At 68.4% G+C, this 19,996-nt stretch carries 16 protein-coding genes and 1 tRNA gene; 6 read left to right on the top strand and 11 right to left on the bottom strand.

The genetic code is table 11. The annotated features are described in order from the left end of the window. Positions 1 to 9 precede the first annotated feature (9 nt). Positions 10 to 990: an HlyD family secretion protein gene (locus MKI84_RS11810; RefSeq protein ID WP_241619676.1), complete on the bottom strand. Its 981-nt coding sequence runs from the start codon at positions 988 to 990 to the stop codon at positions 10 to 12. Between the two features lie 215 nt (positions 991 to 1,205). On the opposite strand from MKI84_RS11810, the gene MKI84_RS11805 reads away from it, so the two are divergent. From MKI84_RS11805 to MKI84_RS11790, 4 genes are all read left to right on the top strand, one after another. Next, on the top strand, positions 1,206 to 2,381 hold the full coding sequence (locus MKI84_RS11805; RefSeq protein ID WP_241619675.1) for a PP2C family protein-serine/threonine phosphatase: 1,176 nt from the start codon (positions 1,206 to 1,208) through the stop codon (positions 2,379 to 2,381). 38 nt (positions 2,382 to 2,419) lie between these two features. Further along, positions 2,420 to 4,783 (top strand): response regulator, encoded by a 2,364-nt coding sequence (locus MKI84_RS11800; RefSeq protein ID WP_241619674.1) that lies wholly within the window; start codon positions 2,420 to 2,422, stop codon positions 4,781 to 4,783. Then, complete coding sequence (locus MKI84_RS11795) at positions 4,783 to 5,154, top strand: response regulator (RefSeq protein ID WP_241619673.1); 372 nt, start codon at positions 4,783 to 4,785, stop codon at positions 5,152 to 5,154. Before MKI84_RS11800 ends, MKI84_RS11795 begins: the two co-directional genes overlap by 1 nt. A 182-nt stretch (positions 5,155 to 5,336) precedes the next feature. Beyond that, the gene (locus MKI84_RS11790) at positions 5,337 to 6,941 is read left to right on the top strand and encodes a Na/Pi symporter (RefSeq protein ID WP_241619672.1); all 1,605 of its coding nucleotides are present in this window, start codon (positions 5,337 to 5,339) and stop codon (positions 6,939 to 6,941) included. A gap of 12 nt (positions 6,942 to 6,953) precedes the next feature. On the opposite strand, the gene MKI84_RS11785 is transcribed toward MKI84_RS11790, so the two are convergent. From MKI84_RS11785 to kdpF, 9 genes are all read right to left on the bottom strand, one after another. After that, complete coding sequence (locus tag MKI84_RS11785) at positions 6,954 to 7,391, bottom strand: ATP-binding protein (protein ID WP_241619671.1); 438 nt, start codon at positions 7,389 to 7,391, stop codon at positions 6,954 to 6,956. Between the two features lie 35 nt (positions 7,392 to 7,426). Continuing rightward, the gene (locus MKI84_RS11780; RefSeq protein WP_241619670.1) at positions 7,427 to 7,759 is read right to left on the bottom strand and encodes an STAS domain-containing protein; all 333 of its coding nucleotides are present in this window, start codon (positions 7,757 to 7,759) and stop codon (positions 7,427 to 7,429) included. 159 nt (positions 7,760 to 7,918) lie between these two features. Next, on the bottom strand, positions 7,919 to 9,625 hold the full coding sequence (locus tag MKI84_RS11775; protein WP_241619669.1) for a uracil-xanthine permease family protein: 1,707 nt from the start codon (positions 9,623 to 9,625) through the stop codon (positions 7,919 to 7,921). A gap of 175 nt (positions 9,626 to 9,800) precedes the next feature. Continuing rightward, complete coding sequence (locus MKI84_RS11770) at positions 9,801 to 10,490, bottom strand: response regulator (RefSeq protein WP_241619668.1); 690 nt, start codon at positions 10,488 to 10,490, stop codon at positions 9,801 to 9,803. Further along, positions 10,487 to 13,180, bottom strand: coding sequence for a sensor histidine kinase (locus tag MKI84_RS11765; protein WP_241619666.1), 2,694 nt, complete (start codon positions 13,178 to 13,180; stop codon positions 10,487 to 10,489). Before MKI84_RS11765 ends, MKI84_RS11770 begins: the two co-directional genes overlap by 4 nt. Before the next feature lie 7 nt (positions 13,181 to 13,187). After that, positions 13,188 to 13,757 (bottom strand): potassium-transporting ATPase subunit KdpC, encoded by a 570-nt coding sequence (gene kdpC / locus MKI84_RS11760; RefSeq protein ID WP_241619665.1) that lies wholly within the window; start codon positions 13,755 to 13,757, stop codon positions 13,188 to 13,190. A gap of 2 nt (positions 13,758 to 13,759) precedes the next feature. Beyond that, the gene (gene kdpB / locus MKI84_RS11755) at positions 13,760 to 15,814 is read right to left on the bottom strand and encodes a potassium-transporting ATPase subunit KdpB (protein WP_241619664.1); all 2,055 of its coding nucleotides are present in this window, start codon (positions 15,812 to 15,814) and stop codon (positions 13,760 to 13,762) included. A 15-nt stretch (positions 15,815 to 15,829) separates the two neighbouring features. Further along, positions 15,830 to 17,539, bottom strand: coding sequence for a potassium-transporting ATPase subunit KdpA (gene kdpA, locus MKI84_RS11750; RefSeq protein WP_241619663.1), 1,710 nt, complete (start codon positions 17,537 to 17,539; stop codon positions 15,830 to 15,832). A gap of 18 nt (positions 17,540 to 17,557) precedes the next feature. Beyond that, the gene (kdpF, locus tag MKI84_RS11745; protein WP_241619662.1) at positions 17,558 to 17,656 is read right to left on the bottom strand and encodes a K(+)-transporting ATPase subunit F; all 99 of its coding nucleotides are present in this window, start codon (positions 17,654 to 17,656) and stop codon (positions 17,558 to 17,560) included. A 261-nt stretch (positions 17,657 to 17,917) separates the two neighbouring features. On the opposite strand from kdpF, the gene MKI84_RS11740 reads away from it, so the two are divergent. Then, positions 17,918 to 18,004 (top strand) — tRNA-Leu (locus tag MKI84_RS11740). Between the two features lie 54 nt (positions 18,005 to 18,058). On the opposite strand, the gene MKI84_RS11735 is transcribed toward MKI84_RS11740, so the two are convergent. Then, positions 18,059 to 18,484 carry an Rrf2 family transcriptional regulator gene (locus tag MKI84_RS11735; RefSeq protein WP_241619661.1) on the bottom strand — a complete coding sequence of 142 codons (426 nt, stop codon included), beginning with the start codon at positions 18,482 to 18,484 and terminating at the stop codon, positions 18,059 to 18,061. Between the two features lie 82 nt (positions 18,485 to 18,566). On the opposite strand from MKI84_RS11735, the gene MKI84_RS20770 reads away from it, so the two are divergent. Next, positions 18,567 to 19,829: a PAS domain S-box protein gene (locus MKI84_RS20770; RefSeq protein WP_342593631.1), complete on the top strand. Its 1,263-nt coding sequence runs from the start codon at positions 18,567 to 18,569 to the stop codon at positions 19,827 to 19,829. Positions 19,830 to 19,996 lie beyond the last annotated feature (167 nt).

The following is a 19,996-nucleotide window of genomic DNA, read 5'->3' as shown; positions in this document are numbered from 1 at the left end:
CCGCCGCGCTCAGAACCAGATCAGGACGCGGGCATCGGCGCCCAGAAACAGGCCGAGCCCCTCGGGCCATTCATCCAGCGTCACCTCCACCGGAAAGCGGCGCGGCAGCCGCACCCAGTCGGTGGACGGCTCGACATAGGGCAGCACCTGCACCTCGCCTTCCTGCCGCGCCACGCCGGGCGAGATGCCGGTGACGCGGCCGGCATGAAGCACCCACGGGTCGGAACCGAGCGTGAGCCAGACCCGCTGGCCGAGCGCGATACGCGCGAGATGGCGCTCCGCCACATTGGCGACCACGCGCCGCCGCTCCGGCGTGACGATGGCCATCACCTTGGTGCCGCGTTCCATGTAGTCGCCGACCCGGATCACGAAGGGCGTCACCCGGCCGGGTTCGGGTGCGGTCACCACGGTCTTGGAGAGATCGTATTGCGCGGTCGCGAGCGAGGCCTCGGCCGTGGCGATGTCCGCCGTGGCCACCGCGACGCGGCGGGTGGCGACGCTGAGCGCGGATTCCGCCACCTGTACCGCGGCATTGGCGGTCGCGACGTCGCGCGTCGCCACGTCGAGCTGGGCCTCCGGCGAGAAACCGTCCTTGGCGAGCGAGCGCACGCGGGCCAGCGTCTCGTTGGCATTGGTGGCGACCGCCTGGGCGGAGACGATGGTGGCCTTGGCCGCGCTCACCTCGTCATCAGCCAGCGCCAGATCGGCCCGCGCCTGGTCGAGCGCCGATTCGCGCTCCTTCACCTTCAGGGCGAACGGCGTCTGGTCGATGCGGAACAGCACCTGTCCCGCTGTCACCGGCTGATTGTCCTGTACCGCCAGTTCCGAGACCGGGCCGGCGATCTGCGAGGCGACCACGATGACATTGCTGTCGACATAGGCGTCGCCGGTATAGGCGAAGTAGCGGACGCTGATCTCGTACAGCGCGAACAGGGTCACCACCGCCGCGACGATGAGCAGGACCGGATGGCGGAGAAAGCGTGAGAGCATTGCAAGACCGATTCCGGGCGGGACGCCGGCGCGCCCATCATCGCCAATGACGGCGTGCTGGCAAAGCGGCTTTCTCGCCATGAACCGCCGTCGGCACGCTGGACTTGGCCGCCGGGATCGAAGAAAGTCCGTGCGCTCATGAACTTGGCTGGGTGCGAGCCGCGGGGATCCTTCCGTTCCGCGCCGCCCGCAGCACCGCCACCGGAAGAACCGCCATGGCCGACACGCATACTGCCATTCTCGTCGTCGACGATGTCGCCGAGAATCGCGACCTGCTGTCCCGCCGCCTCAAGCGCATGGGCTTCACCCAGATCGAGGAGGCCGAGAACGGGGTCGAGGCACTCGCCGCCATCGACCGGCGCGCCTTCGATCTGGTGCTGCTGGACATCATGATGCCGGTGCTGGACGGGTTCGGCGTGCTGGAGCAGCTCAAGGCCGACGGGCGGATCAACGACCTGCCCGTGGTCGTGGTCTCGGCGCTGAACGACATCGAGCCGCTGGTGCGCTGCGTCGAACTCGGCGCCGACGACTTCCTGTTCAAGCCGTTCAACCCGACCTTGCTGCGCGCCCGCGTGCTGGCCACGCTGGAGAAAAAGGCGCTGCGCGATCGCACGCGCGACGAGCTGAAGCGCAAGCAGGTGGAACTCGCCGAGGCCCGCACGCTGCAACTCGCCCTCGCCCCGCCGCGCTTCGGAGCCCCGCTTGGCGGCAGCCATCTGCGCGTTTCGGCCATGCTGGAGCCGGCCAAGGAAGTCGGCGGCGACCTGGTGGATTATTTCGCCGTGGACGGCGACAAGCTCGCCATGCTGGTCGGCGACGTCTCCGACAAGGGCGCGGGCGCGGCGCTGGTCATGGCGCGCACCCATGCCATGTTCCGCGCGCTGGCGGCGCGGCCCGACGCCGGCGAACTGTTCGCCCGGCCGGAGCGCGCGGTGGCGCTGGTTAATGACGCGCTCGCGGTCGGCAATGCCAATTGCATGTTCGTCACGCTTTTCCTCGCCACGCTCGACCTGGACACGCGCCGCCTGGCCTATGTCCGCGCCGGCCATGTGCCGCCCTTCCTGCGCCGGGCCGATGGCGAGGTGGTGCGGCTGGAAGTGCTCAGCGGCCCGCCGCTCGGCGTCGCGGACGGCATCGCCTATCGCGCCGGCTCCATCGAGCTGCAACCGGGCGACAGCCTGCTGGCCGTCACCGACGGCTTCACCGAAGCGCAGGACCCGGCCGGCGAACTCTATGGCGAGGAGCCGATCGCCCGCTTCCTTGCCGCAACGCCGGGGCTTTCCGCCGAGACGCTGCCGCGGCTCGCCGGCGAGGTGCGGACCTTCGAGGCCGGGCTGCCGGCCTTCGACGACATGGCCGCGCTCATGCTGGCTCTGGATGGCCCGGCGTAATTCCCGCACATTCCGAACGGCGCAGGGGGACATTGGACATGGGAACCGAGATCGGACGGGTGGCGAAGCCCGAGGACCTGGTGCCGGACGCCGCCAGCGGGCGCGAACTCGCGCTGCTTCGCGCCACGCTGGAGAACATGGCGCAGGGCGTCGCCATGTATGACGACCAGCACCGGCTGGTGACATGGAACGCGTTGTTCCGCGAATATCTCAACATGCCGGATGAGTTTCTCGGCACTGAGCACACCTTTTCCGACTATATCCGCTACCTGCACGGCCGGGGCGAGTTCGGCGATGCCGATGTCGAGGTGCTGCTGGAGAAGCGACTCAAGGAACTGGACCATTCCCACCAGTTCGAACGCGTCCGCCCGGACGGCAAGGTGCTGGAAGTGCGGCGCGACCCGATCCCCGGCGGCGGCTTCATCGCGATCTACACCGACATCACTGAGCGCAAGCGCGCCGAGCAGCGGCTGAAGGATGAGGAAGAGCGTCTGCGCCAGATCGACGGCGCCGCGCCGGTCGGCCTCGTCATCGTCGCATGGCCGAGCCGCGTCATCCGCCATGTGAACCCGTGCTTCGCCCGCATGTTCCGCAAGGATGCCGCCCAGTTCATCGGCAAGTCGATCGAAGGGCTGCTGGACGACCCCGAGAAGGGACGCGAGTTCGGCGACGTCATGGGCCGCCTGCCGAACGGGCCGCAGGAATTCTCGTTCCGCAAGGAGGATGGCTCCACCTGCTACACCATGGTGTTCGGCGGCGCGCTCGACTTCATGCACGACCCCTCCATCATCGCCACGGTCTCGGATATCAGCGACCGCGTGCGCATGGAGGACGAACTGCGCGAGGCCAAGGAGGCGGCGGAATCCGCCAGCCAGGTCAAGAGCGCCTTCCTCGCCAATATGAGCCACGAGCTGCGCACCCCGCTCAATGCCATCATCGGCTACAGCGAAATCCTGCAGGAGGACGCGCGCGACGACGGCAACGACGCCCTCGTCGCCGACCTCGAAAAAATCCAGGGCGCGGGCAAGCACCTTTTGGGCCTGATCAACGACATTCTCGATCTGTCCAAGATCGAGGCAGGCCGCATGGACGTGTATCTGGAGCAGGTTTTCCTGACCCGGCTGGTGGACGAGGTGAAGACCATCGTCTCGCCCATGATGAAGAAGAACGCCAACAGCCTCGTCATCGAGTGTCCGTCCGACATCGGCTCGGTGCGCACCGACCTGACCAAGCTCAAGCAAAGCCTGATCAACCTCTTGAGCAACGCCGCCAAGTTCACCAAGGAAGGAAAGGTGACGCTGGCGCTGGCCCGCATTCCCACCGCGGATGGCGGCGAGGAAGTGCGGCTTTCGGTCCGCGACAGCGGCATCGGCATGAGCGAGGAGCAGATGGGCCGGCTGTTCCAGGCCTTCACCCAGGCCGACGCCTCGACCACGCGCAATTTCGGCGGCACCGGGCTCGGCCTCACCATCACCAAGCATTTCGTCGCCATGCTCGGCGGCACCATCGAGGTGGCCAGCGCCCCCGGCGAAGGCGCGACCTTCACCATCCGCCTGCCGCAGGAAGTCGCGGGCCGCGCCGTCGCCACGCCCGAGGACCTGCCGGAGCCGAGCGCGCTCGACAAGGTGCGCCATGGCGCCATCACCGTTCTGGTGGTGGATGACGACGCGGCGGTGCACGAGGTGCTGGCCGCCACGCTGGGCAAGGAGGGCTACCACCTCATCCACGCCCATGATGGCCACGAGGCGCTGGAGATCATGCGCCGCGAGCCGCCGGACATCGTGACGCTCGACGTGATGATGCCCAAGATCGACGGCTGGTCGGTGCTCGGCATCATGAAGTCCGATCCCGCGCTCGACCATATTCCGGTGATCATGCTCACCATCGTCGACGACCGCACCCTCGGCTATTCGCTCGGCGCCTCCGAATACATGACCAAGCCGATCGACCGGCAGCGGCTGCTGGCGCTCATCCACAAATTCGCGCCCACCGCAAGCGAGACCCCGATTCTCGTGGTCGATGACGACGCCGATGTGCGCGCCATGGTGCGCACCACCATCGAGGATCTCGGCATCGAGGTCGCGGAGGCCGGCAATGGGCGCGAGGCGCTGGAGTGGCTCGCGGCCAATCCGCGCCCGGCGCTGATCCTGCTCGATCTGATGATGCCGGTGATGGACGGGATGGAATTCCTGGAGCGGGTGCGCGGCATGCCGAAATTCACCGAGCTGCCCATCGTGGTGCTCACCGCCAAGGAGCTGACGGCCGAGGAGCGCAACTTCCTCGCCCGCAACACGCTGCTGATCCTGAGCAAGAGCGCGCAGCCGATCGGCACGCTTGGCGCAGCGCTGGCGGCGATCGCCGGGCACGGCGTGACCGGGCGCATCGTTACGGAGGAGGCATGATGAGCCGCATTCTGCTGGTCGAGGACAACGAACTGAACCGCGACATGCTCTCGCGCCGGCTGTCGCGCAATGGCTTCGAGGTCGCCGTCGCGGTGAACGGGCAGGAGGGCGTGGACCTCGCCCTCGCCGGCAAGCCCGATCTCATTCTCATGGATATGAGCCTGCCGGTGCTCGATGGCTGGGAGGCGACCCGGCGGCTGAAGGCGAACCCGGAAACCACCGCCATCCCGGTGATCGCCCTCACCGCCCACGCCATGGCGCAGGACCGCGAGGACGCGCTGGCGGCCGGCTGCGATGATTTCGACACCAAACCGGTGGACCTGCCGCGCCTGCTCGGGAAAATCCGGGCGCAGCTCGGCCTCCCGGAATAGTCGGCGCGCGCGGGTGCCTTCACGGGTCTGTCGTCAGATCGTCATACGCAAGTTGCACATCACCGGAGGCGCCGCCTGCCACGCTTGGCGCAGCGATTGCTAATCCTTCCCGGGTGATCCGGCGCGCCGACATGGGATCGGCCCCCGCCAGATCGTCCTCCTGACCCATCGGGTGTTGTGCGTTGAGTGCGCTTGCTACGATTTCCGAGCTCTTCGCCGGGCTCGGCCTGTTCTTCATCGGCGTGCGGGCGCTCTCCGCCAATCTCGTGCCGCTCATGGGCCGGCGCGCGCGCGCGGCCTTTGCGCGCGCACTGCGCGGCCGGCTGAGCTGCGCGATCGGCGGCACCATCGCCGGCGCGGTGACCCAGAGCTCGACGGCGGTCTCCTGGATCGTGGTGTCGTTCGTGCGGGCCGGTATCCTTACCGGCAGCGTGGTTCTGCTGGCGCCGGTCTGGGCCAATGTCGGCACGGCACTGCTGCCGCTGATCGTGGCCCTCGACACCTCGATCGCCGCCGGCATCGTCATCGGCCTCGCCGGTTTCGCCAGCTATTTCAAGCTGGTGAAGCGCGAGAGCCTCAAGCATGCCATGGAAGCCGCTCTCGGCGCCGCCATGCTGCTGTTTGGCATGCATCTGGTCGCGCTCGCCGTCGGCCCGATTCGCGACGGGCTGATGCACCTGCCCTGGTGGGAAGCCGCGCTCGAGCAGCCGCTGGTGCTCGCATTAATCGGCGCGGCGTTCTCCTGCATCGCGCAATCCTCGTCGGTGTCGGCGGCCATCGCGGTCGCGGCCATGAGCGGCGGGCTGCTCGACCTGCCGGCCGCCCTGCCTCTGGTCGCGGGCGCCAATGCCGCCGGCATGATCAACAATGCCGTACTGATCCCCGGCGAGACCACCGCCGGCCGCCTGACCTTCGCGCTGCAGGTGGTGCAGAAGGGCATCGGCGCGCTGTTCCTCGCCGCCGTCGCGATCTTTGCCGCGCTCTATCCGGGACCGGGCGCCAGCGTGCTGGGGTGGGCCGGCGGCCCGCCCGACGGGCAGCTCGCCATTCTGTTCCTGCTGGCGCAGATCGTCGGCGCGGCCGGGGCGAGCCTGATCGAGGAGCCGACGCGGCGACTGATGCTGCGCCTGATGCCGGTTCCCGCGGTCGAGACGCTGGCGCAACCCGCCTATCTGATGCGCGAGGCGCTAAACGACCCGGCCGCCGCGCTCGACCTGACTTTGCACGAGCTCGGCCGGCTCAGCGCGCGGCTGCCGCAGATGCTGGACCATATACGCGACGAGCCGGACCTTTCCGCCCCCTCCCCCGCCGTGCTGCGCACCGCCGGCGTGACGCTGGCGGGGGCGATCCGCGCCTATCTCGCCTCGCTGCTCGATAACCAGCCGACCCGCCCTCAGGTCGCCACCGCCCTGTTGCTGGAAGACGCCGCCGCCAATGCCAGCGCGCTGCATGAGGCGCTGGCGGAACTTGCCGATGCCCATGCCGATGCGCGCGCGATGCCCGCCGCCGGACGGCTGGTCGAGGCGCTGCACGCCTTGCTCGGCACCGTGGCCGACCACGCCGAGGACCCGGCGGCGGACGATCCCGAGATGGTTCTCAGCCTGCTCGGCCACCGCGACAAGCTGATGGAGGATCTGCGGCTGCGCCTGTCGTCGCAGGAGGATGTCGGCGCCGAGGCCCAGAACGCACTGTTCCGCATGACGGTGCTGTTCGAGCGCATCGTCTGGCTGGCGCGGCGACTGGTGAACGACCTCAGCCAGGCCCGCCGCGCCACCGCCACCGACTGACCGGACCTCCCCTTAGTGGGGGGTATCCGCGCCTTGCAGGTCGAAATGCAGCGTCACCACGTTGCGCCCGCCCTCGCGCGCATAGGCGGAGCCGTCGGCGAAGCGGCGTACCAGATGCACGCCGAGCCCGCCGATGCGGCGGTCCTCGATCGAGGCGTCAAGGTCCGGTGGAGGGGCGGTGAAGGGATCGAAGGCATCGCCGTCGTCGCAGATCACCAGCGTCAGCCTTCCGTCCTCGCGCGCGACCTTCACCGCGATCTCGCCACGCCGACCGTCGGCATAGCCATGGTTGATCGCGTTGCTCACGAACTCGTCGACGGCGAGGCTGACATTGAAGGCGACCCGCGCCGGCAGATCGGCCGCATCGGCATAGGCGTCCAGCGCGGCGCCGAGACGGTCCATTTCCGAGAGGTCGTTGACGAGGCGGATGTCGATCCCGTTGTCGATCATGTCTCCGCCCTCGACATCGCCCTGACGGCGCGCGGCTAGGTCAACGCCACCAGCGCGGTTTCGCGGCTCTGGTGGATGGGGATGAGGGCGGAGAAACCGCTCACCTCGAACACCTCGTGCACCTGTGGGCTAAGGCTGCACACGGCCAGCGGAATGCTGGCGCCACGCGCGAGCTTCGCCGCCTTCAGCACCACCCGCAGACCCGCCGACGAAATGAACACCAGCTCGGCGAAATCGAGGAGGACGCCATTGCTACCCTCCGGGATCACCGCCAGAACCTCATCGAGCCGCTGGGCGCTGGAGCTGTCCAGCCGGCCCTTCACCGTCGTGATCATGACGGCATTCTCAATGGAACGGTCTATCTGCATCGAAACTCCGAACCATCTGCGCCGAAACGCGCGTACCGCGCCCGTTGACGCCCGGGACCTGTGCGGAACGGGCCCGGACGTGAGCGCCAGAATTACCCGAGAAAGCCGCGGACACGCAAGCGCGGGAACCGCTCCCGCGAAGGCGCCGGCCGCATGCCCTCAATGCTCCATGCGCAGGGTGAGCACCTGGCGCTCGCCTTCGCGGCCGAGCACCAGGCGGTCCGCACGCTTGCTCAGCATGTAGCCGACGAAGCGCGCCACCTCATGGGCATCGCCCAGCAGAGCCTCCGGCGAGGGGCGCAGGCTCGGCACCTCGATCGGCTCGCCGGTATAGAGCAGCGAAACGTCGAAATTCATCTCGTCGAAATGCGCCCGCATCTCGACGTCGCCGGTGGCGAGGTCGTTGTCGAGCAGCATCTCGGCGGCCTCGGCGGCGAGCGGAATGGCGGTGGCCACCACGTCGCGCCGCGCGCCCCAGAGGTCGCCCTGCCGCTCCAGAAAATCGGTCGCGGTCTCGAAGGCGTTGTCGTCCCGCTTCACCGGCACGCTCGCTTCCTGGCGGATGCCGATGCGGAACAGCAGGTTCAGGCCGATGGCAAAGCCCGTCGCCACCGAGAGCGGGGATTCGAAGATCGGATGCATCCAGTCCGGCAGCGCGTCCACCAGTTCGGGCAGCACCGCAACCGCAAGGCCCGCCAGCACGGAAAGGCCGACCGTGAAGATGCGCCGGTCGCTCATGCGCCGCGACAGGATCAGGTCCATGCCGGCGACGATCAGGAAGGCGGCGGCATACAGCAGGATCGCGCCGATCACCGAGGAGGGAATGACGCTCAGCAGCGCGATCAGCCGGGGCGAGAACGCCGAAGCCAGCACCATGATCCCCGCCGCGATGCCGACCCGCCACGCCGTGGTGCCGGTGGCGAAGGCGACGCCGATCGAGGCGGAGGACGAGGCGCTGGCAAAGCCGCCCACCAGCGCCGCACCGAGATCGCCGATGCTGTTGGCGCGGATGGCGCGGCCCGCCGTGTTCATGTCGACGCGCCGCCAGTCGGCATCGTCCATGCGCTGCATCGAGACCACGGTGCCGAGCATGTCGATGGCGGAGACGACGGCGGTGATGATGGCGACCGGCACAGCGACCCAGGAAAAGGTCAGCCCCGGCCAGCGCAGATTCGGCAGATCGACCAGCGGCAGCGCGGCGATGTCGAATTCCGGGTGGTCGGGGGTGAGGCCGTAATACACCGCCAGCCCCCAGCCCAGGCTCGCCCCGATCGCCACCGCGAACAGGCGCAGCATGCCCCGCGAGAAGATGGCGAGGGCGACAATCACCGCCAGGGTGACGAAGCTTACCAGCGGGTAGCGGTAGTCGATCGCGCCGCCGCTCTCCTCGATGAGATTGAAGGCGCGGCGGAAGGCCGGTGCGGCCAGCGCAACGCCCATCATGGTCACGGCCACGCCGCAGACTTCCGGCGGAAACACCGAGCGCAGCGCGCCCATGAAACGGGTCAGCGCGAGCTGGCTGAAGGCGGTGAGCACGCTGGTACCGGCATAGGCCGCCGGGCCCCCGAGGCCGAGGGACTGGACCGCCAGCGGCAGATGCATCGGGTTCGGAAGCTGCACCAGCAGTACGCCGGAACCGGTGCGCGGCCAGCACACCAGCATGGTGGTGATGCCCATGAAGATGACGCAGCCGGTAATCAGCACCTGCGTGTCCTCGAAGGACAACCCGGCCTCCGCGGCGGCGACGATGGGATAGACCACGAACAGCAGCGCCAGCACGGCATGCTGGAATGCGAGGATGATCAGCGTCAACAGCGGCGGACGCTCGGGCGCGCTGTAGATGATGTTGGAAGGTTTACGCGCCATGAGTCGCCACGCGCCCCCGCGCGAACCCGCCACGGGGAAGATTTGCCGATGCCATTCTCGTTCGCCCCTGCCGACGCGCGGCCGCCCGCGCCCGCCCTCTTCAAGCGACTATGAATGCTTCGGGATTTGCCGGCAACCGCCAGAAGCGCGAAACCCACCGGCGCGAGTGGCCCGCTCAGGCCGCCTCCGCGAAACGATAGCCCACGCCCGGCTCGGTGCGGATGATCGCGGGATTGGCGGGATCGCGCTCAATCTTCTGGCGGAGCTGGCCGATGAACACGCGCAGGTAATGCAGGTCCTCGCCATGGGCGGGGCCCCAGACCGAGGTCAGCAGCGTGCGGTGCGTCACCACGCGGCCGGCATGGCGGGCCAGAAGGGTCAGGAGGTCGTATTCCTTGGGCGTCAGCTTCACAGGCTCGCCGCCGCGCGTCACCAGCCGGCGCACCATGTCGATATCGAGCCCGTCGACCGCGTAGCGCTCGGCCTCGACCTCGACGCCCTTCTTGTGGCGCAGCGCGGTGCGGATGCGGGCGGTGAGCTCGCCGATGCCGAACGGCTTTTCAACATAATCGTCCGCCCCGAGATCGAGCGCGGCGATCTTCTCGGCCTCGCGATCCCGCGCGGACAGGATGATGATCGGCACATGCGACCAGCCGCGCAGCCGGGCGATCACCTCCTTGCCGTCCATGTCCGGCAGGCCGAGATCGAGCAGGATGAGGTCCGGCGCCGTGGTGGCGGCGGCCTTGAGCGCCTCGGCCCCGGTCGCCGCCTCGAACACGTCATAGCCCGCCGCCGACAGGGCCGGGCGCAGGAAGCGCTGGATCTGCGGCTCGTCGTCCACCACGAGAATCCGGTTGCCGTTCATGACGCGATCGACCCGCCCTCGGGCACTGGAAACCGCAGCACCATCCGGGTGCCGGGCGACGCACCCCGGTTCGGTTGCGCCGGGCTCTCCGCCGTGATGGTGCCGCCCATGGCTTCGACGAACCCTTTCGCGATCGACAGGCCGAGCCCGGTGCCGGGCGGGCGGCCGTCGGGATTGCCGCGCCGGAAGAACTTCTCGAATACCGCGCCGAGGTCTTCCGGCGGGATGCCCGGCCCGGCATCGGTGACGGTGATGACAAGATCACGCCCCTCGACCCGTGCATAGAGCTCGACCGGCTGGCCCCCGCCATATTTGGCGGCGTTGTCCAGCAGGTTGAAAAGCACCTGCCCGAGCAGCACGCCGTCGCCGCGCAGCAGCGGCAGGCCGGGATCGATGCGGGTGACGATGCCGAGCCGGGGGAAATAGCGGGCGCAGCGCTCCTGGGACGCACGGATGGCGTCGCCGACATCGATCCAGTCCGAGCGCGCATCGAGCGTGCCGGCCTCGATGCGCGTCATGTCGAGCAGGTTGGCGACGAAGCGCGACAGCCGCGCGCTCTCCTCCTCGATGGTCAGCAGGAGGTCGTCGCGGCTCGCCGCGCTCATTCGGTCGCCGAGTTGGCGCAGGCTGGTGACCGCGCCCGTGATGGTGGACAGCGGCGTGCGCAGATCGTGCGAGATCGAGGACAGCAGCGCCGCGCGCAAATTCTCGCCCTGCAGCCGCGCGCCCTGCGCGATCGCCTCCTCGGCCAGCCGCGCGCGGTCGATGGCGATGGCGGTCTGGTCCATCACCGCCAGCAGCATGCGCTCGGAGACGCCATCGATCGGGTCCCCGCCCCAGCGCAGCCCATAGACGCCGAGCGCGCCGTGCGGGCTGATCAGCGGGCGGAACTGATAGGGGCTGGAAGGCAGCGTTCCGGTGTCCTGCCCGGCCGGCTCGCCATGCTCGAAGGCCCAGCGCGCGGCGGTCATGTCGGCGACGCCCAGCTCGGCATCGGGCGGCCAGGCAGCGGCGAGCGAGAGTTCTCCCTCGCGCGGCATCAGCGCCACGGCAGGGTGGCCGAAGCTGGTGTGAAGCTGGGCGACCGCGACCCAGAGCACATCATCGGGCTTGGCCGTGCCGGAGAGCTTGCCGGCGAAATCATAAAGCGACTGCACCGCCACGGCGCGCGCCCGCGCGGTTCGCGCCTGCTCGCGCACCCGCGAGGCCAGCCCGCCCGCGACCAGCGCGGCGAGGAGAAACACGATGAAGGCGAACACCTCGTGCGGCGCGGCGATGGTGAAGGTGTAGAGCGGCTCGATGAAAAAGAAATTATAGGCCAGGCCCGATAGCAGCGCCGCCAGCAGCGCCGCGCCATAGCCCGCCCGGATCGCAGCGACCATCACCGCCATCAGGAACAGCAGCGAGACGTTCGGCACCGGGATCACCCGGTCGATGCCGGTGCCGATCAGCGTCGCCGCCAGCACGCTGGCGAAGGCCACCGCACCCGCGCGCGCCCGCTCGGCGAGCCCGATCGACATCCGGCGCGGCCGGGGGACCGGTTCCGCGCCCTCCCCGGTCACCAGATGAACGCCAAGCCCCGAGGCGCTCGCCGCCACCTCGTCGGCGAGCGAGGTACCGAGCCAGCTCGCCCAGCGCGGACGTGGATGGGCGCCGAGCACGATCTGCGTGGCATGCTCGCGGCGGGCGAGGCGGATCAGCTCCGTGACAAAATCGCTGGCGATGATGCGCCGGGTTTCCGCCCCGAGGCTCTCGGCGAGGCGAAGCCAGCTGTCCACCCGCGCCTGCGCGGCATCGTCGACCTCGCGCTCGGCACGCTCCAGCGACACCACGATCCATGGCGCGTTGAGGCCGGAGGCGAGCCGGCTCGCGGTGCGCACCACCTTTTCCGACAGCGCATCCGGCCCGACGCACACGATCAGCCGTTCGGCACTCGCCCATGGCCCCTCGATCGCGTGGCGCTTGAGGTAGTCCACCATGTCGTCGTCGACACGGTCGGCGGTGCGGCGCAAGGCGAGTTCGCGCAGGGCGGTGAGATTGCCGAGGCGGAAATAACGCTCATAGGCACGCTGGATGGTATCGGCGAGATAGATCCGGCCGTCCTTCAGCCGCTCGATCAGCTCGGCCGGGGGCAGATCGACGAGGATGACCTGATCGGCCTTGCGCAGCACCGTGTCGGGAATGCGCTCGCGCACCTTCACGCCGGTGATGTCGGCCACGACATCGGACAGGCTCTCCAGATGCTGGACGTTCAACGCCGTCCAGACATCGATCCCCGCCTCCAGCAGTTCCTCGATGTCCTGGTAGCGCTTGGGATGGCGCGCTCCGTCCGGGTTGGATGAGGCGAGTTCGTCGACGATCATGAGGCGCGGGCGGCGGGCGAGCGCGCCGTCGAGATCGAAGCCCTCGACGCTCCGGCCGCGATGCTCAAGCCGCGCCCGCGGCAGCACCTCCAGCCCGTCGAGAAGCTGCGCCGTCTCCCCGCGGCCATGGGTTTCGGCGAGGCCGACCACGATGTCGATGCCGTCTGCCTTCAGCTTGCGCGCCCGCGTCAGCATCGCGTAGGTCTTGCCGACCCCCGGCGCGGCGCCGAGGAAGATGGTCAGCCGGCCGCGCCCATCCTGCCGCGCAGCGGCGAGCAGGGCGTCCGGGTCCGGCCGGTTATCGTGTCGATCGGCGCTCGACGCCATGCCCGGTTCAGCCCTTCAGCGCATCCAGTGCGAGATTCAGCTCTAGCACGTTAACGCGCGGCTCGCCGATGAAGCCGAGATGCCGGCCTTCCGCGAGGCGCTCCACCAGCGCGGCGACATCCGCTTCGGACAGGCTGCGGGCATGGGCGATGCGGGCCACCTGCGCGCGGGCATAATCCGGCGAGATGTGCGGATCGAGCCCCGAGGCCGAGGTGGTCGCGGCGTCGGCCGGCACCGTGCCGGCGAGCCCCGCCCCGCGCAGCCGCTCGACATCGGCGGCCACCCGGTCGCGCAGCTTCGCCGAGGTCGGGCCGAGATTGGAGCCGCTGGAGGCGCCGGCATTATAGGGGTCCGGTCCGGTCGCCGAGGGGCGCGGCCAGAAATAGCGCTCCGAGGCGAAGTTCTGGCCGATGAGGCTGGAGCCGATCACCGTGCCCTCGCGGGTGATGAGGCTGCCGCGCGCCTTGTCACGCGCCATGGCATCGGCGATGCCGGTGATGGCGAGCGGATAGGCGAGCCCGGTCAGCACCGTCATCAACAGCGTGAGTACAAGGGCGGGGCGGAGAGCTTTAAGCATGATCACACCAGATGAAGCGCCGAGACGGCGAGGTCGATGAGCTTGATGCCGGCAAACGGCAGGACGAGGCCGCCGAGCCCGTAGACCAGCAGGTTGCGGCGCAGCAGCGCGCTGGCGCCGACCGGGCGATAGGCAATGCCCTTCAGCGCGAGCGGGATCAGCGCGACGATGATCAGCGCGTTGAAGATCACCGCCGAGAGGATCGCCGATTGCGGCGAGGCGAGCCCCATCACATTCAGCGCGTCGAGCGCCGGATAGGTCGCCACGAACAGCGCCGGGATGATCGCGAAATACTTCGCGACATCGTTGGCGATGGAGAAGGTGGTGAGCGAGCCGCGCGTCATCAGCAATTGCTTGCCGATCTCGACGATCTCGATGAGCTTGGTCGGCGAGGAATCGAGGTCGACCATGTTCGCGGCTTCCCGCGCGGCCTGGGTGCCGGTCTGCATGGCCACGCCGACATCGGCCTGCGCCAAAGCCGGCGCGTCATTGGTGCCGTCGCCGCACATGGCGATCAGCCGGCCGCCTTCCTGCTCGCGGCGGATATAGGCGAGCTTGTCCTCCGGCGTCGCCTGGGCGAGGAAATCGTCCACGCCGGCCTCCGAGGCGATCGCCGCCGCCGTCACCGGGTTGTCGCCGGTCACCATCACGGTGCGAATGCCCATGGCGCGCATGCGGGCGAAGCGGTCCTTGATGCCGGGCTTCACCACGTCCTTAAGATGGATGACGCCCACCAGCCTGCCGCCGTCCGCCACCGCGAGCGGCGTGCCGCCGGTGCGGGCGATGCGGTCCACCGCCTGCCGGAACTCAGCCGGCGCGTCCTGTGGGCCGAGGCCGGTGAAGCGCAGCACCGCGTCCACCGCGCCCTTGCGCAGCCGCCGCCCGCCGCCATCGACGCCGGAGAGCCGGGTTTCGGCGGCGAAGGGCACGATGGACTCCGTAGTGAAACCCTGCGCCGACGCGCCGAACTCGCCGGTCGCCAGCGCGGCGATGGAGCGGCCTTCCGGCGTCTCGTCGGCGAGGCTCGCCAGCAGCGCCGCCTGCGCGAGGTCGAGCGCCGCCACGCCCGGGACGGGAATGAAATCGGTCGCCATGCGGTTGCCGAAGGTGATGGTGCCGGTCTTGTCGAGCAGCAGCGTGTCGACATCGCCCGCCGCCTCAACAGCACGGCCGGAGGTGGCGATGACGTTGAAGCGCACCAGCCGGTCCATGCCGGCAATGCCGATGGCCGAGAGCAGACCGCCGATGGTGGTCGGGATCAGCGTCACCAGCAGCGCGGCCAGCACGGTGACCGACAGCACGGTGCCGGAATAGCCAGCCAGCCCCCACAGCGTCACCACAGCGATCAGGAAGATCAGCGTGAGGCCGGACAGCAGGATCGACAGCGCGATCTCGTTCGGGGTCTTCTGCCGCTTGGCGCCCTCGATCAGCGCGATCATGCGGTCGACGAAGCTGGAGCCGGGCGCCACGGTGATGCGGATCTTCAGCCGGTCGGACAGCACCTGCGTCCCCCCGGTCACCGCCGAGCGGTCGCCGCCGGATTCGCGGATGACGGGCGCGGATTCGCCGGTGATGGCGCTCTCGTTCACCGAGGCGACGCCCTCGACCACCTCGCCATCGCCCGGGATCAGCTCGCCGGCCTCGACCAGCACGAGATCGCCGAGCTTGAGCGCGGTGGCGGGCACGGTTTCGCTGCGCGCGCCGCCCTCCAGCAGCCGGCGGGCGGAGAGTTCGGAGCGGGTACGCTTCAGGCTTTCCGCCTGCGCCTTGCCCCGCCCTTCGGCCACGGCTTCGGCGAAGGTGGCAAACAGCACGGTGAACCACAGCCACGCGGTGATCTGGCCGGAAAAGCCGGCATCGCCGCCGCTTGCGAGGTCGCGCAGGAAGAACAGGGTGACGAGCGCCGCCACCACCTCGGTGACGAAAATCACCGGATTACGCATGAGCTGGCGCGGATCGAGCTTGGCGAAGGCCGAGCGACACGCCGGCACGAGAATCGCCGGATCGAGCAGCCCCTGCGGGCGGCCGGCTTCGGGAGCATTGGATTTGGAGGACATGATGTGCCCTTTCCTTCAGAAGGTCTGGCCGGCGAGCATGGCGAACTGCTCGACGATGGGGCCGAGCGCCAGCGCGGGGAAAAACTGCAGGCCGCCGAGAATGAGGATGATGCCGATCAGCAGGCCGACGAACAGCGGCGTGTGGGTCGGGAAGGTGCCGCTCGACGCCTTTGTTCGGACCTTGATCGCGATCGAGCCGGCAATCGCCATGACCGGAACCACATAGCCGAAGCGGCCGAACACCATGGCGAGCCCGAGCGTGGTGTTGTACCAGGGCGTGTTGCCCGACAGCCCGCCAAAGGCCGAGCCGTTATTGCCGGCCGCCGAGGTGTAGGCGTAGAGGATTTCCGAGAGGCCATGCGGGCCCGGCGTGCCGATGCTGGCCAGCGCCACCGGCAGCAACGCCGACACCGCGGAGAAGCCGAGGATCGCCAGCGGCAGGATCAGCACGGCGAGCATCGCGTATTTCATCTCGCGCCCGTCGATCTTCTTGCCGAGCAGTTCCGGCGTGCGCCCGACCATCAGCCCGGCGACGAACACCGCGAGAATGGCGAACACCACCAGCCCGTAGAGCCCCGAGCCGACGCCGCCGGGCAGCACCTCGCCGAGTTGGATCAGGAACATCGGCACCAGCCCGCCCGCCCCGGTCAGCGAGCCGTGCATGGCGTTGACGCCGCCATCCGACAGACCCGTGGTCACCGCCGCATAAAGCGCGCTGGCGGACTGGCCGAAGCGCACTTCCTTGCCTTCCATATTGCCGGTGGCCGCATCGAGGCCGAGCGAGGTCAGGATCGGGTTGCCGTAGGTCTCGGCCCAGTACACCGCGCCGACGCCCGCGATCAGCAGGAGCGCGATGGCGGCCAGAAACGCCCAGCCCTGCCGGCGGTCGCCGACCACCTGGCCGAAGCTGTAGACCAGCGCCGAGGAGACCGAGAGCATCGCGAAGATGTTGAGAAGGTTCGACAGCGCGGTTGGGTTCTCGAACGGGTGCGCTGCGTTCACGTTGAAGAAGCCGCCGCCATTGGTGCCGATCTGCTTGATCGCTTCCTGGCTCGCCACCGGGCCGAGCGAGATCACCTGCTGGGCGCCTTCGAGCGTCGTCGCGGTGACGGAGGCTTGCAGCGTCTGCGGCAGGCCCATGAACACGAAGATGAGCGCGACCACGATGGCGAGCGGCAGCAGCACATAAAGCGTGGCGCGGGTCAGATCGACCCAGAAATTGCCCAGCGTCGCCGCCCGCGAGCGGGCGAAGGCGCGGGTGAGCGCCATGGCCAGTGCCATGCCGGTCGCCGCCGAGACGAAATTCTGCGTGGTGAGCCCGGCCATCTGGCTGAAATGGCTCAGCGTGGTCTCTCCACCATAGTTCTGCCAGTTGGTATTGGTGACGAAGCTCACCGCCGTGTTGAAGGCGAGGTCCGCCGGTACGTTGCCGAAACCCTGCGGATTGAACGGCAGATAAGCCTGCAGCCGCAGGATGGCGTAGAGCGCCAGCACGCCGGTGAGCGAGAAGGCGAGCATGGCCAGCGTATAGGCCAGCCAGCCCTGCTCCTTGCGGGCATCGATGCCGGCCAGCCCATAGAAGCCGGCTTCCAGCGGCGCGAGAAGTGGGGACAGCACGGTGTGCTCGCCCGAGAACACGCGCGCCATATAGCTTCCCAGCGGCTTCACCACGAGAAGGACGCTAAGGAACAGGGCTGCGATCTGCAGCCATCCGACGAGAGACATGATGAGAGGCTCCGCCGCTCAGAAATGTTCAGGACGCAGCAGCGTCACGACGAGATAGGCCGCGAGCGCGAGCGCGACCGCGAGGCCGAGAATGGGTTCGATCATCGGAGGGCTCACGAGAGCCGCGCGAGCAGGCGCGCATAGACGGACAGCGCGGCAAACAGGCCGACGGTGAGGAACAGAAAGAAAAGGTCCGCCACGGGACAATCTCCTGACGCTTCAAGGAGCCGAAACGATGGACCCGTCACGGGTCAGGTATCGATTGCGGAGGGCGCAGCCGGGCGTAAGGAAAAGCTAAAGATCGGGCGTGGAGGACGCCTCATTTTCCCGCGCATCTTTATTGGCGGAACGCGCGATCCGTTATAGACAGGCGCTCGCGCGGGCGTGGCGGAATTGGTAGACGCAGCGGACTCAAAATCCGCCATTGGCAACAATATGTCGGTTCGAGTCCGACCGCCCGCACCATCGTCACATTGACGATCGGCACGTTGCCCCATCTGTGGGCAGAGGCCCGCTGCGTTAGCTCAGCGGGTGCATCAGGCGGCTCAGCGCTTCCGGCCGGCGGGCGATCACATCGGCGAGCGTGTGGCGGTCCAGCACCGCAAGGAACGCCACCATCGCTTCGCCCAGAACGCAGGCGAGGCCGCAGCCGGGGGCCAGCAGGCAGTTCGCGCAATCGACCAGCGCCAGGCTGCCCTCGGTGCGGCGTACCAGTTCACCGATGACGATGCGCTCTGGCGGCATGCCAAGCCGGATGCCGCCGGTCCGCCCGCGCACGCTCGCCACATAGCCCGCCTGCACGAGATCGCTGACCACCTTCATCAAATGGCTCTGCGAGATGCCGTAGGCTTTGGCCACTTCCGCGATCGAGCATTGGCGCTCCGGCCGCGCGCCGAGATAGAGCAGCACGCGCATCGCATAGTCGGAATAGCGCGTCAGATGCATGTGCGGACCTTTGCGCGCCGGGTGTCTTTCATTACTCCATTTATATGCATATCATATGCATGTTTTTACGGGGAGCCCGTTCATGAATAGCCCTGCCAGCGGCACACGCCGGTTCGTGCTCGCAAGCCGGCACGCGGAAAGCGATGTCATCACCTCCTTCGTGCTGCGTCCGGCGGACGGCGCTCCCCCGCCGACGCATCGGGCGGGGCAGCATTTGACGCTCTGGGCCGACATTCCCGGCGACGGCCGGCACAAGCGGAACTACACGATTTCCTGCGCCCCGAATGGCGAGAACTGGCGCATTTCGGTGCGGCGTCAGGAAGAGGGGCGCGTCTCGAAATGGCTGCACGACCATGCGGCCCCCGGCACCGAATTCGACGTCGCGGACGCGGCCGGCAGCTTCGTGCTGCCCGACCCCGCCACGGCCCCCGTGGTGATGCTCAGCGCCGGCGTCGGTCTCACGCCGATGGTGGCCATGCTCGAGCAGCACGCCGCGGCACCGGTCGGTTGGCCGATTCATTTCGTGCACGGCGCGCGAGACGGCGCCAGCCATGCCTTCGGCCCGCATGTCCGCGCGCTTGCCGATCAGGCACCGGACGTGACCGTGACCACCTTCTACAGCCGCCCGCGACCGGAGGATCGGGAAGGTCGCGACTATGATATTTCCGGCCACCTGACGCCGGAGTGGATCCTTGCGAATACACAGGCCGACGCCGCGGACTACTTCGTCTGCGGTCCGCTCGACTTTCTGCGGGAAATGATCGGCGCGTTGACAGCTGCCGGGGTGCCGACATCGCGGCTGCATTACGAGTTCTTCGGCCCGGTGGAGGACCTGTTCGACGCGACGCCCACGCCGGCGCCGTCCTCCAGCATCGCGGCTCCGCACGCGGCGACCACCATTGGCGGCTTTAACCGCGCCGACATCGCGGATGGGTTGCTGGACAGTGCCGCCGATGCGGTGATTGCCAGCGACCGCGAGGGGATGATCGTTCTGTGGAACGCCGGGGCGACGCGGGTGTTCGGTTTCACGCAGGAGGAGGCGCTGGGTCAATCACTCGACATCATCATTCCCGAACCGTTCCGGCAGCGCCATTGGGACGGCTACCACGAGACGGTGAGCACCGGGCAGAGCCGCTATGGCGCCGGCGATCTGCTCGCCGTGCCGGGATTGACCAAAGCGGGCGGACGCATCTCGCTGGAGTTCACGATCGTTCTGCTGAAGGATGACGGTGGCCGGGTGACGGGCATGGCCTCGGTCTTGCGCGATGTGACGAAGCGTTTCGAGGAGATGCGGGCTCTGAAGAAGGATCTGGCGCGGCTGGAGGAGCGGCTCCCCGGGCCGTGATGGGGTGCGCGGCCGGGGGCCGGGATCCGGTTGCGGCGGATTTTTCATAACAAAACCCCCGCCGGGTTGTTACCGCGACGGGGGTTTTGTTCAGGTGTCGTTTAGAAGCGCATGCTGTGTTTGGCAGGCCTGGCAGCGACCTACTCTCCCAGGTCTTAAGACATAGT

It is taken from the genome of Ancylobacter gelatini, from assembly GCF_022601675.1.
In the GTDB taxonomy this organism is placed as follows: Bacteria; Pseudomonadota; Alphaproteobacteria; order Rhizobiales; family Xanthobacteraceae; genus Ancylobacter; species Ancylobacter gelatini.
This window is presented reverse-complemented; position numbering and strand designations above follow the sequence as displayed.